The following is a 14,723-nucleotide window of genomic DNA, read 5'->3' as shown; positions in this document are numbered from 1 at the left end:
AATGTGGATCAACTCTCCTTCCGCGCCCGGATTCTGGACGAGGTCTTCCGCTGAGCGGAGTCGATCGCTACCTTTCCCGCAACGCATACGCCCCGTGGCAGAGCCGCCTCGGAGCGCAGCCGGTGCCATGGCCTGCCGGCGGCCTCAGCGCGCGCCGCCGAAGGGACCGGCGACGCACAGCGTGAGAGAGCCGCCGCACTCACCACAGAGGAGTGGGCGTCGTGACCGCGGAAACCTCCCAGACGCTCGACCGAGGACTTCGTGTCCTCAAGCTGCTTTCCGACACGGACCACGGTCTGACCGTCACCGAGCTCTCCAACAAGCTCGGGGTCAATCGGACCGTCGTCTACCGGCTGCTCGCCACCCTCGAGCAGCACGCGCTCGTACGCCGCGACCTGGGCGGACGTGCCCGCGTCGGCCTCGGCGTGCTGCGCCTGGGCCGTCAGGTCCATCCGCTCGTACGGGAAGCCGCCCTGCCCGCGCTGCGCTCGCTCGCCGAGGACATAGGCGCCACGGCGCACCTGACCCTGGTCGACGGCGCGGAGGCGCTCGCGGTCGCGGTCGTCGAGCCGACGTGGACCGACTATCACGTGGCGTACCGCACAGGGTTTCGTCATCCGCTCGACCGGGGCGCGGCCGGCAAGGCCATCCTCGCGGCCCGGCAGGGCGCTCTCGCGGTCGACGGCTTCACCCTCACCCACGGCGAACTGGAGGCGGGCGCAAGCGGCGCGGCCGCGCCGCTGGTCGGCATAACCGGGCTGGAGGGCAGCGTGGGGGTCGTCATGCTCGCCGACTCCGTCCCGGAGCGGGTCGGGCCGCGCGTGGTCGACGCCGCCCGGGAGGTTGCCGACGCGCTGAGGTGAGGGGTGCGCGAGAGGTGCACGGGGGAGAGGTGCGCGGGCCCACTAGATTAGGGGCGTGCTCTCACGTCTCTCCCGTCCCCGCGTCCTCGCCCTTTGCGGGGCTCCCGTCCTCGCGCTCCTCGCCGTGGCCGGGTTCGCGCCGCTGCCGTACGTCCTCGCGCAGCCCGGCAGTACCGCGAACGTCCTGGGTGACGACAAGGGCAAGCCGGTGATCACCATCACCGGGGCGCCGGTCCGCGAGACCGTGGGCCAGCTGCGGATGACGACGATCGTGGCGACCGGACCGTCCGTCGACGTCGACCTGGGGCAGGTCGCCGACGCGTGGTTCAGGACCGACCGGGCCGTCCTGCCGAAGGAAGCGGTCTACCCGACCGGCGGCACCGACGCCGAGATCGAGAAGCACAACGTCCAGGAGATGGAGCAGTCGCAGGAGACCGCCGTCGACGCGGCGCTCGGCTACCTCCGCAAGAGCCCCGACCGGGTCAAGGTCGACCTCAACCTCGCCGACATCGGCGGCCCCAGCGCCGGTCTCCTCTTCTCGCTGGGCATCGTGAACAAACTGGACGGCGACGGTTCGGGCGGCGACCTCACCGGCGGCCGCAACATCGCCGGTACGGGCACGATCACCTCGGGCGGAGACGTGGGCCCCGTCGGCGGCGTACCGCTCAAGACGCAGGCGGCCAGGCGCGACGGGGCGACGGTCTTCCTCGTGCCGAAGGACGAGTGCTCGCAGGCTCAGGCGGAGCTGCCCGACGGGCTGCGGCTGGTGCCCGTCACGACGCTGAAGGATGCTGTGCAGGCTCTGGTCGCGCTGGAGAAGAAGGGCGGGAAGGTTCCGAGCTGCTGAGGTTTGCGGGTACGTCGTCCATCGTCCGCCAGGACGGGAAGACCACCGGGCTCAGCGTCGCCAGGAAGTACGCCCCACCGACCACCAGCAGCGCCGTCACCAGCCCCGCCTCCTCGACCAGCAGCCCGGCCGCGAGACCGCCCAGCGGCATGGTCAGCTCGCAGCCGGCCGTGGCGACGCCGCCGACGCGGCTGCGCAGCTCCTGCGGGACGCGTTCGTACGTCACCGTCGTCAGGATCGGGTTGAGCATCCCTGCGGCCAGACCGCCCGCCGCCATCGTCACGGCCAGCGCGGCCGTTCCGTCCACGAGCGCGGCGACGACGAAGCGCGGCAGCCCGCAGAGCAGGAACGCGACCGTGAAGACGACCCGGCGCGGGAAGCGTTCGCCGACGGCCCCATAGAGCAGGGCGCCGAGCAGCGCGCACCCGCCGAAGACGGCGGCGAGCATGCCGAGGTCGGTCGCGCCGCCCAGGTTTTCCTTGGCGTGGACGGGCAGGAGGACCGAACTCCAGCCCTGGTCGAGGCCGTTGGTGAGCATCACCATCAGGACCCCGGCCAGGAGGAGGCGGTGGCGCAGGAGGAAGACGTACCCCTCGCGCAGCTCCGTGCGGTACGTCGCGAATGACACCGGCGTCGCGGCCTTCTGCGGCTCGGCCGCCCGTACGCCCCGTACCCCCGCCGCGACCAGCAGCGCCGACGCCGCGAAGGTCGCCGCGTCCAGCAGCAGTACCGCCTCCGCACCGAGCAGCGCGATCAGTACGCCCGCGAGCGCGGCCCCGATCATGCGGGCCCCGCGCGAGACGCCCTCGAAGAGGCTGGCGGCGCGGGCCAGGGTGGTGCCGGCGTGGGCGGCGAGGTCGGGCATCAGGACGTAACGGGCGGTCATGCCGGGCGTATGGGCGAGGCCGCCGACCGCCATCAGGGCGCACAGCATCCAGAACTCCAGCGCGCCGGCGTAGTGCAGCAGCGGGATCGCGCCGACGGCGAGGCCGCACACCAGGTCGGAGGCGACGGAGACCCGGCGGCGGCCGATCCGGTCGATGAGGGGGCCGCCGACGAGCGCGGAGACGACGACCGGCAGCGTCGCGCAGAAGGCCACGACGCCGGCCCGGCCGGCGCTGCCCGTGGTGTCGAGCACGAACCACGGGACGCCGATCATGGTCAGTGAAGTACCGGCTATGGAGATGGTGTTGGCGGCCAGTACGGCCGCGAATGGTTTTCGTCCCCCTTGGGCGGTCATGCGATACGGGCCGACGGGGCGGGAGGGTGCTGGGCGAGGCGCAGGCCCAGCTCGACCATGGTCCAGCCGAGGCGGGTGCGCAGGGCACGCAGGGCGCGGCGGGAATCGGGGCGTAAGGCGCGGGCGTACTCGGTGGCCTGGGCGTGGAGTTCGGTGGCGCGCTGGTGGTGGAGGCGGAGGTGTGTGTCGGGGTGTATGGCGGGGTGCATGGCGCGCGGTTCCTTTCAGTCCGTGGGGCGGCGGGGGAACGAGTGCGTATGCAGGCGGACTTGGGCGGAGCCTTCGCCGGACAGTCCGTGGTAGCTGTTGATGAGCGCGTGCATCTTCTCGTTCAGCTCCTTCAGCTGCTCAGGGGTGAGCTGGAGCGTGAAGTCGCTCATGTCCGAGCTGCCGGCCCATTCCTCGGGCCATTCGCGCGAGGTGGCGAGCCAGGTGCCGAGCTCCTGGGTGTGGATGTTCGCGATCTCGTGCAGGAAGAGGTCCGCGGCCCCGCGTACGGCGGGATCGGGGCTGCGGTGCAGCTCCCTGCTGAAGGTGGTTCCTTCCTGCGCCGCCTTCCACCACCGCTCGCGGCCCTTGCCGCGCTCCGGGTCGTCCTCGACGAAGCCGTGGGCGGCGAGCTGGCGCAGGTGATAGCTGGTGGCTCCGCTGGACTCACCCAGCCGCTCGGCCAGTTGAGAGGCGGTGGCGGGGCCGTCGTGGCGGAGTGACTTCAGCAGCTGAATGCGGAGGGGGTGGGCGAGGCCGCGCAGTGAACGGGCGTCCAGGGTGCGGGAGTTGGGTGGGTGGGGCTCTGGGTGGGGCGGTGTTGGCCCGGGCTGGGTGGGCATGCGTTTACCGTAGGCTTGCAAAGGATGCTTTGCAAGCAGTTCGTTGCAACCATTTCTTTGCGTCAGCCCGGCCGGTCCGCCGCCGCCTGCTCCACCAGCGGGATGATCCGCAGCGGCACGGGGTTCTCCATGACGATCGCCGTGGAGGCCCGCACAATGCCATCAAAACCGACAACCCGGTCGATCACCCGTTGGAGATCGGCGTTGGAGCGGGCGACGAGGCGGCAGAGCATGTCGCCGTGCCCGGTCGTGGTGTGCAGCTCCAGGACCTCCGGGACGGTCGTCAGGTGCGCCCGTACGTCGGCTCCCTGGCCCTGTTTGATCTCCAGCGTCGCGAACGCCGTCACCGGATAGCCGAGCGCGGCCGGATCGACGTCCGGGCCGAACCCGCGGATGACTCCATTGGACTGAAGGCGGTCCATCCGCGCCTGTACGGTCCCGCGCGCCACACCCAGGCGGCGCGACGCCTCCAGGACCCCGATCCTCGGCTCGCGCGCCAGCAGCACGATGAGCCGGCCGTCGAGTTCGTCGATACCGTCGGTAGACATGGGGTACCCGCCTCCTGATGCTTCCGATGCTTCTTCCGACACCTCGCGACGACCCTGAGGATGAGCCTGAGCATCCTGTACAGATCGCTCGCTCATTCTCGTGAGTCACTGGGCATATTGCCCAGCCTTTCAGTGAACTATTGCGCAGCTTGCGATACGGAGAGAGTCTGCCGACATGACTGAGACCACGCACCACACCACCCCCAGCACCGCGCGTGAGGCCGATCCCTTCCCGGTCAAGGGAATGGACGCGGTCGTCTTCGCCGTCGGCAACGCCAAGCAGGCCGCGCACTACTACTCGACCGCCTTCGGCATGAAGCTCGTCGCCTACTCCGGACCGGAGAACGGCAGCCGCGAGACCGCGAGCTACGTCCTGACCAACGGCGCCGCGCGCTTCGTTTTCACTTCCGTCATCAAGCCCTCCACGGACCGTGGGCGCTTCCTGGCCGACCACGTCGCCGAGCACGGCGACGGCGTCGTCGACCTCGCCATCGAGGTCCCGGACGCCCGTGCCGCGTACGCCTACGCCGTCGAGCACGGGGCGCGCGGCCTCGAGGAGCCGCACGAGGTCAAGGACGATCACGGGGTTGTCGTCCTGGCCGCGATCGCGACGTACGGCTCGACCCGGCACACCCTCGTCGAGCGGTCCCGTTACGACGGCCCGTACCTCCCCGGCTTCGTCGCCGCCAAGCCGATCGTCGAGCCGCCGGCCAAGCGCACGTTCCAGGCGATCGACCACTGCGTCGGCAATGTCGAGCTCGGCAAGATGAACGAGTGGGTCGCCTTCTACAACAACGTCATGGGCTTCACCAACATGAAGGAGTTCGTGGGCGACGACATCGCCACCGAGTACTCCGCGCTCATGTCGAAGGTCGTCGCGGACGGCACCCTGAAGGTGAAGTTCCCGATCAACGAGCCCGCGATCGCGAAGAAGAAGTCGCAGATCGACGAGTACCTGGAGTTCTACGGCGGCGCCGGCGTCCAGCACATCGCGCTCGCCACGAACGACATCGTCGCGACCGTGCGCAGCATGCGGGCGGCGGGCGTTTCCTTCCTGGACACGCCGGACTCGTACTACGACACCCTCGGCGAGTGGGCGGGCGAAACCCGGGTGCCGGTGGAGACCCTGCGCGAGCTGAAGATCCTGGTGGACCGCGACGAGGACGGCTACCTGCTGCAGATCTTCACCAAGCCGGTCCAGGACCGGCCGACCGTCTTCTTCGAGATGATCGAGAGGCACGGGTCGATGGGCTTCGGCAAGGGCAACTTCAAGGCGCTCTTCGAGGCGATCGAGCGCGAGCAGGAGAAGCGCGGCAACCTGTAGCTTACGTCTCCACCCCGACGCGGCCCCACGGACGAACCCGTGGGGCCGCGTCAGTGCCGGATCAGCAGCGAGGCCAGCACCTCCGCGTCCCCCACGGCGGCGTACACATGAGGCACGTCCGACACCCAGCTCACATGCTCCCCGGCGGTTACGACGACGGGCGCGTCCAGCGGCCCGACGCGCGCCGTCCCGGCGAAGACGGTGCAAAGCAGGCGCGTAGCAGCTGAACCGTCAGGCTCCCGACACCGCCATGTCGAGCAGCAGATCCACCCGGGCCCGGTGCTCATGGGGGCGCATCCGGCTGCCCTCGGTGAGGGTGGCCAGGCCGTGCAGCGCGCTCCAGAGCACCTCGGCGAACGTCTCCCGGTCGTCACCGCGGGCGGCGGCCAACGGCTCGATCGCGCCGAGGAATTCACCGAAGGCGGCCTTCAGCGGTTCGGGAGTCGCCTCGCTGCCGAACTCGACGTCGATCTCGTGGACGAACATGGCGGCGTAGAGCGCGGGCTGCTCCCTGGCGAAGTCGAGGTAGGTGTCGGTCAGGGCGAGCAGCGCCGCGCGTGGTGCGTGGTGGGGGGCGCGGGCCTGGCGCAGGGCGGTGGCGAGTTCGGCGAAGCCCTCGACGGCGACGGCCGCCACGATCGCGCTCTTGCCCTTGAAGTGGCTGTAGAGGACCGGCTGGCTGTATTCGACGCGTTCGGCAAGGCGGCGTGTGGTCACCGCACCCCAGCCCTCCGCCTCGGCGAGCTCCCGGGCCGCCTTGACGATCAACCGGTGCCGGTCTGCTCGTTCGCGCTCTCGGCGCTGCTGCACTGCCATGAAGGAATCCTAGCACCGCTAGACATTCAAGCTGTGCTAGATCTAGCATCGCTGTTGCTTCTTTCCACGCTAGATCAGGGGCCCGCAGGCCCCGCACACCTGAGGGGGACTCATGACCAGGCGTCATATCACCACCGCCCTGGCCGTTCTGACCGGCACCGCGGTCCTGTTCTTCGGGCTCAACTTCCTGCTGAACCTGGGAGGCGCACCCGCCGGCTTCGGCATCGACCCCTGGCCGCAGGGAAACGCCGACGGCTACTTCGTCGTGAAGGGCGTGCGCGATCTCGCTGTGGCGTCAACCGTGTTCCTGCTGCTCGCGCTCGGCGAGCGCCGGATCCTCGGCTGGGTGGTGCTCATCAACGCCGTCATTCCACTCGGTGACGCGCTCGCGGTCGTCACCCATGGCGGCACGGCCGTCACGGCACTGACCGTTCATGTATCGGCCGCGGCGATCGTCGTACTGACCGCCGCCATGCTGCTGACGGAGGCCCGCAAGGCGCGCCCGTCGGTCACGCCCGTCGTGGCCCTGGACGCCCCGGCCGTCCGATAGCAGGAAATCAGCCGCCGTCCCGACGCCCCTTGTGCGCGCGTACAGACATCCGCAGCCGCTCGGCCTTCCCGCGTACGACGTCAGCGGGAAGGCCGGGCTGCGGGATGTACGGGATGCCCCGGCAGGCGCGGCACAGCCCGCCCGGGAGCGATTCAACCGTGCCGGGCGCGTGACACCCGGTGCACTCCAGTACGTACCGCGCCTGGACGGGCTCGGGCGGCTCGGGCGGCAACTGCTTCTCCAGGCGCGAGCGTACGAACCCGAACGGATATCCCACAGGCCCCGGCAACCGCAGCGTCACCGCCTGCATCAGTTGCGTCTCGGTGGCCCCACGCCGGAACCACTCCCCGGCGAGCGGCGCGAGCGCCTTGCACTCCAGCGCGGACAGCGCCAACTCCGGCGCCGTACGCCCCATCCGGGCCAGCGCGTCGTGCCCGCGCGCCTCGTGTCCCTTCACGGGCACAGGCTCATCCATCCCGTTCTGCGGCACGTTGTCCCCGAGGAACGCCGCCCACCAGGCATCGCTCCGCGCGGTGCGCGAGAAGTACGACAGCGACACCCATCGCACCCCCTCGCAGTCCTGCACCGTCCGCCGCACGACCCGCAGATGCCCGGCGACCGACAGGGCGCGCAGCGCGGTGGCGACTGCGCACTGCCCGTAGTCCGCCATCTCCCGGGCCAGCGTCTTGATGGAGATGTCGGACCCGTCGGGCAGCCGGTCGACGTAATGCGCGATAGCGGCCTCACGCTTGGGCAGATGTGCGAAATCCCGCCCACGCCGCGCTTCTTGGTCGGGCGCGGAACGCTTTTCGAACCCAGGCTTTGCCATGGGATGGGCGGGCGCGTGCGGGGCAGGACTAAACTGCTGAGTACCCATTGAGATCGTGCCTCGATCTTGTTGGTCAGACCCCCGTCCGGTGCGCTAACACCTGCGGGGGTCGATCTATGTTGCGAGACACGCTACACGCCAATTGCACTCCGTGGCGACATGACCACAAAAAGTCATCTCGACGGCGTGGACGGCCACTTGGGCGGCGACCTGACGCCCACAAGGGGAGGGTGGGTGGGAATGTTCCCCACCATCCATTCCTGGCAAAAGAGGCTCGACCCTCGACCCCCGAAGCTCAAGCACCGCGATCCAGCCACTCGTAACGACGAGGCTGCGAGTTCCGTACGGGAAGAGACGTTTCAGGGCCAGGTGCAAGCGGGCCGCCCGTCCGTAACCGTACAGAGGGCGGTTCAGCCCTTCGGCTCTGACCAGTAGTTCACGAGCATTTCGCTCGGCCACCGGGGCGTGTGCACGTTGCCGCGCGGGCCCATCTCCGGGAAGTACGGCGCCAGGTCGAAGACCGGTGTGCCCTCGATGGCGTCCAGGTCGGTCACATGCAGGTCGAGGCGGTCTGCCTTGAGGAGGCGGGGGAACGACGTGGCCAGTTGATTCGGCCGACGGTGGTTGCGGTGGACGAATGTGCCGGTCGGTGGCCAGGCCGGGTTGTTGCGCGGGCTGCGCGCGTGGAGGGCGACGTCGTCGGGCGAGGCCTGGTGGAAATGCCAAGTGACGACGAGGTGGGAGAACTCCGCGAGGCCTTGCACTGTCTCGACGGGGAAGCCCGGGTTCAGGCGGATGATCGACGTGGTGCCGCCCCAGTAGTCGTCGGCGGGCTCGAACCGCCCCCCGACCACCGTGGCGATGGGCTCGATCTCCAGTGCCTGCGTCATGTGCTCTCCCTGTCCCGTCGTCCCATATGTGCGGCGCAGTCAATCTACTGGGGCGAGGTATGCTGCGGCCCGCCTGTCCAGTGCCCTAACGGCAGCGATTCCGCGATGCCTGTATGGGGACAGTAGATGCCGTATGTCGACGACGGCCTGCTTTGCCCGCCCGGAGTAAATGCCCTCTTCCATCGTGTCCAGGACGCTGCTCCAGGTTGCGCAGGCTTCCTCCACGCTGCCGCTGGCGATCTGTGTAGCCCCGAGATACCCCAGCGTCACCGCATGCGTACGGCGGAACTCCGCTCCACGGGTCCGAACACTTCGCTGAAAATGCCGGACAGCTGCTGGCTGGTCACCGCAGATGCGCAATGTGCAGGCCGTCTCGTGGGCCAGCGATGCCTCGGCGAAGAAGAATGTACGCGGCGGTTCCTCGATGCCGTCGCTCACCGATGCGAGATCGTCCTCGGCCCTCAGCAGTGCCTTTGCCGCCGCCTGCCTCTTGCCGTTCGCAGCCAAGCCACGAGCGTGGACGACACCGAGCAGCGCCCGTTCCCGAGGCGTGGCCGACGAGTAGCGCGTGCCTTGAATTGAAGCGCTGGAAAGCCTCAGGCCCCCAGTAAAGAACCCGAGGTCGATTGCCTGGTGTGCCATGGCGCGCAAAATGTGCCCGGTCAGCGGAGGATTGTCGGCTTGGGCCGCCAGTTTCACAGCCAGTACGAAGTAGTGCTGCGCCAGGGCCTGTTCGCCGTTGTCGAACGCCATCCAACCAGACAGATACGACAGCTCTGCAGCTGCGGAGAACATGTCACGCCGCACTTGCTCATTGGAAAACCGCCCGTGCAGGAACTCGGAGACGTCCGAGTGCAGATACTGCACCAGTGCATTCCTGCCGTGCCCGCCACCGCGCCGCTGGTCCATGCGTGAGAATGCCACGGTCAGTTCCTGAACCGTGGCCACGTCGTGCCGACCGACCCTTTGGGACCCTGCGGCCGCAGGGGTGACAGGACTCTGAGCGGCATCGGCCCACCACATCTCATCGGGCAGAACGAGAGCCGCAGCCGAGTACACCCCGCTCGCCAGAAGGCTTCGCCGGTCCGCGTCCACGTCCGTTCCCCTCAAGTTGGCCAGCGCCGTCAGCGGGTCGACGTGCCACTCCAATGTCCCCTGTGGTGGAGGAGCCGTGAACCCGATTTCGTCCAGTGTGACGACACGCTTCAGTCGACGGGAAAGCGCCTGGCCCAGGATTACGGGCGCGGCACCTGACGGCTCCGTCCCGCCGACCCACATGCTGATGTGGGAGCGGCCGATGTGCGCAAAGTCGAACAGCCTGTTCTCCTGGGCGACTCGGTTGAATGCGCTCGCGGTCTGGGCGCGTGACCAGCCCGCTTCCTCCAGAAGTGCCGCGAGCTGTTCATTTCGTTTGCGCGACATGATGCGCCCTCGCATACAAGGTTCTCTGACCGTGTTGACCGATCCGCGCCTTGCGGCATGCCGAATGCCCATCTCCGCAGCGCGCAACCCAACGTAGCGCCCAACACCCGGGAGGGTGCCGGGATTAGCCAGAACCAGTCCTCTGTGCAGCGTTCGGCGAGAAACGATCTTTGACCACTTTGACCACTCCCGGGCCTCTGACGGTATACCCAGCTCGGCGCAAACGCGGTTCGCTCTGTGTGTCCGTCAACGACTTGGAATAAGGGGCAGTGGCCATGGCGACACCAGAGCCTTGTCAGGCGCTGACTGCGACCGTGGCGCGGGAGTGGTCGATGGGCTACACGATGGTGTACGGGTCCGTACGCCTGGCCCGTATTCACGCCCGGCGCCACCTGATCAACTGGCAGTGGCCCGGCGACGTACAAGACGCCGTGCTGATCGTGTCCGAGCTGGTCACCAACGCGATCAGCCACGGCTGGAAGCGCGGACACGAACTGTCTCTCCGGCTGGCCGTCCTTGAGGACGGAAGTCTCCTGATCGACGTCTCCGACCCCGGCAGAGCGTTCCCCCGCTTTGGCGAGCGGATCGAATCGGGGGAGGGCGACGAACGGGGGCGCGGGCTGCGGGTCGTTCGTGAACTCGGCGGTGAGGTTGGCTGGTTCCTGCGGCAGCACTGCGGGAAGACCGTCCGCGTGCGGCTCGCATCGTTCGAGTGAAGGGCAGTCCTCGCTCTTCGAGGCGATCGAGCGCGAGCAGGAGAAGCGCGGCAACCTTCTGAGATTGCGCGCCCGAGGCTCTGCGCTGCGCGTGCTCCGTGTGCTGTGTGTGCTGCGTGCGCGGCCCTGCGCGCCCCTGACCATGGGGGCGCAGGGTCGCTATCGTGAGTCATGGCCATGACTAGCATCAGTGCGAGCACGAGTGACGAGCGCATCAACTTAGCCGTGCCGTCCACGAGATGGCACTGGAAGAAGCAGCTCGGACACACCACCGTCCTCCAGTCCTTCGCCTTCGACGACTCCCGCAAGCGGCTGTACGTCGTCCAGGTGATGCAGGGCGGAATCAAGCTCCCGGGCGAGTCCCGGGCGTACACCGGCACGGAGCGGCGGCAGCGCGGCGACATGTGCCTGAACCAACTGGACCTCAGCGGCACCCGGCTGGGGCACATGTATCTGCTGGGGCACGGGCACGGCGTCGGCATGGGCGTCGAGCGGGACGCGGCCGGGGCGACCTGGATCTGGACCGAGTCGGACGGGCGGGTCGCCGACTCCGGGGCGTTCGGGCGCGGCATAACGCGGTTCCGTTTCGCGGACCGTAAGATACGCCGCAGCTCGACGGAATCCACCCGCTACCCGGTCCCCGGGTCCACCGCCAACCAGCCGTCCGTGGACATGAGCCGCAAACGGATAGCCGTCCGTCACCGCATCGGCGGCAAGGTCCGCTACCGCGTCTTCTCGCTCTCCCACGCCGTCGCCGGCAACTTCTCCAAGCCCCTCCACGACTTCGCTCAGGCCGCCGCCCACCCCGACCCGGACATCGACTTCCAGGGCTTCGCGCTGCACGGCAACTACCTGTACCAGCTGGCCGGCGAGCCATACGGAACCGCCAATCCGCCCTCCGGGCACGGCAACGCGTACGTCTCCTGCATCGACATCCGCACCGGCAGCCTCGTCCAGCGCACCCGCACCGAGGCCGGCTACTCCCTCGACCACCGCGAGCCGGAAGGCCTCGCCGTACGGCGCACCAGCAAGCCGCAGCTGTGCATGGGCTTCGCCTCGGGGGAGCCGGGCGCGCGCAGGTACTCGATCTACTACAAGCAGCACGCATAAGCTCCTGGCATGGCCAGGATCAACGACGTGGGCGGCATGCAGGGCTTCGGGCCCGTCGACACCACCGACGACACAGAGCCCTTCCACGCCGACTGGGAGGCACGGGTCTTCGCCCTGAACGGCGCGCTCATCGCCCAGAAGGTCTACAACCTGGACGAGTTCCGCGACGCCGTCGAGACGATGCCGCCCGCGGAGTACCTCGCGGCGTCGTACTACGAGCGGTGGTTCTTCGCGATCCGGACTCTCCTGGAGCGCAAGGGCGTTGTCGCGGCGGGCGAGCTCGATGACTGACGACCGCTACGCGCCGGGCGCGTACGTCCGTACCCTCCACCACGACCCGCCGCACCACACGCGCCTGCCGCGGTACGCCCGCGGCAAGCGCGGCACGGTCATCGAGCCGGAGGGGCGGGCGCCGCTCGCCGATATCCGCTCTCAGGGGCGTACGGACTGCCCTGTGGAGCAGGTGTACGCGGTCCGCTTCGCGGCGCGGGACCTGTGGGGCGAGGGTGATCACTACGTGGTGCTGGACCTGTTCGAAAGCTACTTGGAGGACGACCAGCCGTGACCGGAACCACCTCCCACTCCGATGCCCTGATCTCCCGCCAGGTGCGGCGCCTGGAGACGCTGCTGGAGGACCGTGGCATTGTCACCGGCGCCGCGGTCGACGAAGCCATCGACGCGTTTCTTACGGGCGCCTCGGCGGCCGGGGGCGCGCGCGTCGTGGCCCGGGCGTGGACCGACCCGGGGTTCCGGGAGCGGCTGCTGGCCGACGGGACCACGGCGATCACGGAGCTGGGACTGTCGGCCGGGGGAGTGCAGCCGCAGCGGCTGCGCGTCGTCGAGAACACGGCGGACACGCACAACGTCGTGGTCTGCACGCTGTGCTCCTGCTACCCGATCCGGCTGCTCGGGCCGTCGCCGAGCTGGTACAAGAGCGAGGCGTACCGGTCGCGGGTGGTGCGGGAGCCGCGGGCGGTGCTGGCGGAATTCGGCCTGGTGCTGCCGGAAGATGTCGCCGTGACGGTCTGGGACTCCACGTCGGAGACGCGCTACATGGTCCTGCCACGCCGCCCGGCGAACACGGAACACCTGGACGAACACTCCCTGGCAGCCCTGATCCCCCGCAACGCCCTGATCGGCACGGCCGCACTCTAGCTCCGGCCGGGGGCGCCTCCGCTCTGCCACCCCCGCCCAGGGGTCGGTGCCGCGCCGGGGCGTCTCCTCGGGTGCCGAACGTTCGGGTACGGGTTTTTGTATTCGGGCTCGTTGCGTTCGGCACCCTGCGGGGAGCGCCCCGACACGTCCCCTCCCGGCACCGTGACACGCGAAGCGCTCAGCGGCGCGGCCCACCCCCCGAAGGCTCACCCAAGGCGTTGAGGGCCTCCCGCGCCTTCGGCCCCAGCAGCGGGGAGAACGCCGGGTTGACGCGCAACGCCTCCTCCAGGTGGCGCCTGGCCGCGCCGTACTTGCGCGCATCCCGTTCGATCGCACCCAAGTGGTAGAAGAACTGCGCGTTGCGCAAGCCGTACTCCGTGGCTTTGCGGGCGAACTTGAGCGCCTCGGCACGCTTCCCACCGGAGCGGTACAGGGCCCAAGCCAGCGCGTCCGCGACATGCGCGTTCGGATGCCGCCCCCACTCCGCCCGCAACCGCCGCACCGCCGTGGCCGGATCACCGTGATCCGCGTCGAGCTGCCCGAGGAGGAGTTCGTTCCCGCCGCCCCCGCGACGCTGCCGCAGGGCCACCCCTTCCCGTACGAGGGTGTACTGCTCCTGCGCATGCGCCTGCCGGCCCAGGGACTGCAACAGCTCGCCGTACTCCAGGTGGAGCTCGGGAAGCGGGGTGAGCGCAAGCGCGGTCTGGTAATCGCGTTCCGCGTCGGCCGTGAGACCCAGCGCCGCCAGTACCCGGGCGCGGCCCGCCTGGGCTCTCGCACAGCCGGGGTCCGTCCGCAGGGCCGCCTCGTAGTGGTTCAGGGCCTCCTCCAGCTCGCCCCGTTCCCACGCCAGCTCACCCATGAGGTGAAGCCCGGTCACCTTCTCCGCCGCAGACCCCGCACGCGCCGTCGCGTCGGCCAGCGTCGCCGCCGCGTCCTCCCGCCAGCCCCGGTCGCGGTAGACCTCCGCCGCGAGCCGCCGCACGGAGGGGCCCGGGTGCAGCGCCTCCAGCTTCTTCAGGGCCTCGGCGGCCGCGTTCTGGTCGCCCAGCCGCGTGTACGCGCCGATCAGCACCGGGTACGCCGTCCAGCGCCTCGGCGACTGCTTCCGTACCGCCTCGCCCCACTTCTTCGCCGCGCGGTGGTCCCCCCGGGCGTGGGCGAGTGCCGCGAGACCGACCCGGGCGTCAGGATTGCCGCTCCTCTCGGGGCGTACGGACAGCGAGTGCCGCAGCGCCATCTCCGCGCGGGGGAAGTCCTCCGGGTCCCCCGTCCAGCGGCCCCGCTCCAGGTACGCGGACCCGAGCACCGACCAGGAATGGTCGTCCTCGGGGTGCGCGCGCAGCCACGACTCGCGGTCGCCGATGAGTGCGGTCAGGTCGGTGGGGGTGGCCGGCACACCGGCACCCACGGCCTCGACGGCGGCCATCGCCCGTCCCACGGGGCCCGGTGCCGGCGCTTCTTCGCTCAGCCATCCCGACGCGAGCACCACTGCGACGCCGGCCGTCAGCACCGCCGTGCCCGTGAGCACGGCGACCCAAGGCCGCCGCCGCTTCACCTGCTGTTTCATGCGCTCACTGTGC

At 69.4% G+C, this 14,723-nt stretch carries 18 protein-coding genes; 9 read left to right on the top strand and 9 right to left on the bottom strand.

Annotated features, from left to right (window positions below; all coding sequences use genetic code 11):
- The first annotated feature begins 221 nt into the window (after nucleotides 1–221).
- Nucleotides 222–863 (top strand): IclR family transcriptional regulator, encoded by a 642-nt coding sequence (locus tag J7E89_RS06425; RefSeq protein WP_214969334.1) that lies wholly within the window; start codon nucleotides 222–224, stop codon nucleotides 861–863.
- A 55-nt stretch (nucleotides 864–918) separates the two neighbouring features.
- Nucleotides 919–1,710, top strand: a complete 792-nt coding sequence (locus tag J7E89_RS06420) for a S16 family serine protease (RefSeq protein ID WP_214969332.1) — start codon at nucleotides 919–921, stop codon at nucleotides 1,708–1,710.
- Here J7E89_RS06420 and J7E89_RS06415 read toward each other — a convergent pair.
- From J7E89_RS06415 to J7E89_RS06400, 4 genes are all read right to left on the bottom strand, one after another.
- Nucleotides 1,637–2,950, bottom strand: coding sequence for an MFS transporter (locus tag J7E89_RS06415; RefSeq protein WP_214969330.1), 1,314 nt, complete (start codon nucleotides 2,948–2,950; stop codon nucleotides 1,637–1,639). The two genes, J7E89_RS06420 and J7E89_RS06415, sit on opposite strands and share 74 nt — an antisense overlap.
- A complete protein-coding gene (locus J7E89_RS06410) occupies nucleotides 2,947–3,159 on the bottom strand; it encodes a hypothetical protein (protein WP_251060155.1) in 213 nt (70 codons plus the stop codon). The genes J7E89_RS06415 and J7E89_RS06410 overlap by 4 nt, the downstream gene beginning before the upstream one ends.
- Before the next feature lie 15 nt (nucleotides 3,160–3,174).
- Nucleotides 3,175–3,780 carry a transcriptional regulator gene (locus J7E89_RS06405; protein ID WP_214969328.1) on the bottom strand — a complete coding sequence of 202 codons (606 nt, stop codon included), beginning with the start codon at nucleotides 3,778–3,780 and terminating at the stop codon, nucleotides 3,175–3,177.
- Nucleotides 3,781–3,842: 62 nt separating this feature from the next.
- Nucleotides 3,843–4,328 carry an Lrp/AsnC family transcriptional regulator gene (locus J7E89_RS06400; RefSeq protein WP_214969326.1) on the bottom strand — a complete coding sequence of 162 codons (486 nt, stop codon included), beginning with the start codon at nucleotides 4,326–4,328 and terminating at the stop codon, nucleotides 3,843–3,845.
- Nucleotides 4,329–4,503: 175 nt separating this feature from the next.
- On the opposite strand from J7E89_RS06400, the gene hppD reads away from it, so the two are divergent.
- Entirely contained in the window at nucleotides 4,504–5,652 is a 1,149-nt protein-coding gene (gene hppD / locus J7E89_RS06395) for a 4-hydroxyphenylpyruvate dioxygenase (protein WP_214969324.1), read from the top strand.
- 231 nt (nucleotides 5,653–5,883) lie between these two features.
- Here the strand turns inward: hppD and J7E89_RS06390 are convergent, their stop codons facing one another.
- Complete coding sequence (locus J7E89_RS06390; protein WP_214969322.1) at nucleotides 5,884–6,468, bottom strand: TetR/AcrR family transcriptional regulator; 585 nt, start codon at nucleotides 6,466–6,468, stop codon at nucleotides 5,884–5,886.
- A gap of 112 nt (nucleotides 6,469–6,580) precedes the next feature.
- On the opposite strand from J7E89_RS06390, the gene J7E89_RS06385 reads away from it, so the two are divergent.
- Nucleotides 6,581–7,018, top strand: coding sequence for a DUF4267 domain-containing protein (locus J7E89_RS06385; RefSeq protein WP_214969320.1), 438 nt, complete (start codon nucleotides 6,581–6,583; stop codon nucleotides 7,016–7,018).
- Nucleotides 7,019–7,025: 7 nt separating this feature from the next.
- Here J7E89_RS06385 and J7E89_RS06380 read toward each other — a convergent pair whose 3' ends face one another.
- From J7E89_RS06380 to J7E89_RS06370, 3 genes are all read right to left on the bottom strand, one after another.
- Complete coding sequence (locus J7E89_RS06380) at nucleotides 7,026–7,847, bottom strand: hypothetical protein (protein WP_251060154.1); 822 nt, start codon at nucleotides 7,845–7,847, stop codon at nucleotides 7,026–7,028.
- A gap of 410 nt (nucleotides 7,848–8,257) precedes the next feature.
- On the bottom strand, nucleotides 8,258–8,737 hold the full coding sequence (locus tag J7E89_RS06375) for an SAM-dependent methyltransferase (RefSeq protein ID WP_214969315.1): 480 nt from the start codon (nucleotides 8,735–8,737) through the stop codon (nucleotides 8,258–8,260).
- 39 nt (nucleotides 8,738–8,776) lie between these two features.
- Complete coding sequence (locus J7E89_RS06370; RefSeq protein WP_214969313.1) at nucleotides 8,777–10,159, bottom strand: Tat pathway signal protein; 1,383 nt, start codon at nucleotides 10,157–10,159, stop codon at nucleotides 8,777–8,779.
- Between the two features lie 275 nt (nucleotides 10,160–10,434).
- On the opposite strand from J7E89_RS06370, the gene J7E89_RS06365 reads away from it, so the two are divergent.
- The 5 genes from J7E89_RS06365 to J7E89_RS06345 all read left to right on the top strand — a co-directional run bounded on the left by J7E89_RS06365 (nucleotide 10,435) and on the right by J7E89_RS06345 (nucleotide 13,140).
- Nucleotides 10,435–10,875: an ATP-binding protein gene (locus J7E89_RS06365; protein WP_214969311.1), complete on the top strand. Its 441-nt coding sequence runs from the start codon at nucleotides 10,435–10,437 to the stop codon at nucleotides 10,873–10,875.
- 177 nt (nucleotides 10,876–11,052) lie between these two features.
- Entirely contained in the window at nucleotides 11,053–11,985 is a 933-nt protein-coding gene (locus tag J7E89_RS06360; protein ID WP_214969309.1) for a Teichoic acid biosynthesis protein C (Precursor), read from the top strand.
- Between the two features lie 9 nt (nucleotides 11,986–11,994).
- Nucleotides 11,995–12,276, top strand: coding sequence for an SH3-like domain-containing protein (locus tag J7E89_RS42320; RefSeq protein ID WP_214969307.1), 282 nt, complete (start codon nucleotides 11,995–11,997; stop codon nucleotides 12,274–12,276).
- On the top strand, nucleotides 12,269–12,550 hold the full coding sequence (locus J7E89_RS42315; protein ID WP_214969305.1) for an SH3-like domain-containing protein: 282 nt from the start codon (nucleotides 12,269–12,271) through the stop codon (nucleotides 12,548–12,550). The genes J7E89_RS42320 and J7E89_RS42315 overlap by 8 nt, the downstream gene beginning before the upstream one ends.
- Nucleotides 12,547–13,140, top strand: a complete 594-nt coding sequence (locus J7E89_RS06345) for a nitrile hydratase subunit alpha (RefSeq protein ID WP_308315354.1) — start codon at nucleotides 12,547–12,549, stop codon at nucleotides 13,138–13,140. Before J7E89_RS42315 ends, J7E89_RS06345 begins: the two co-directional genes overlap by 4 nt.
- 178 nt (nucleotides 13,141–13,318) lie before the next feature.
- Here the strand turns inward: J7E89_RS06345 and J7E89_RS06340 are convergent, their stop codons facing one another.
- Entirely contained in the window at nucleotides 13,319–14,710 is a 1,392-nt protein-coding gene (locus J7E89_RS06340) for a lipopolysaccharide assembly protein LapB (protein ID WP_214969303.1), read from the bottom strand.
- Nucleotides 14,711–14,723: the final 13 nt, after the last annotated feature.

This window comes from Streptomyces sp. ISL-100, from assembly GCF_018614615.1.
Classification (GTDB): domain Bacteria; phylum Actinomycetota; class Actinomycetes; order Streptomycetales; family Streptomycetaceae; genus Streptomyces.
Note: the sequence above shows the minus strand (reverse complement) of the source record. Positions and strands in the feature narration are given on the sequence as shown.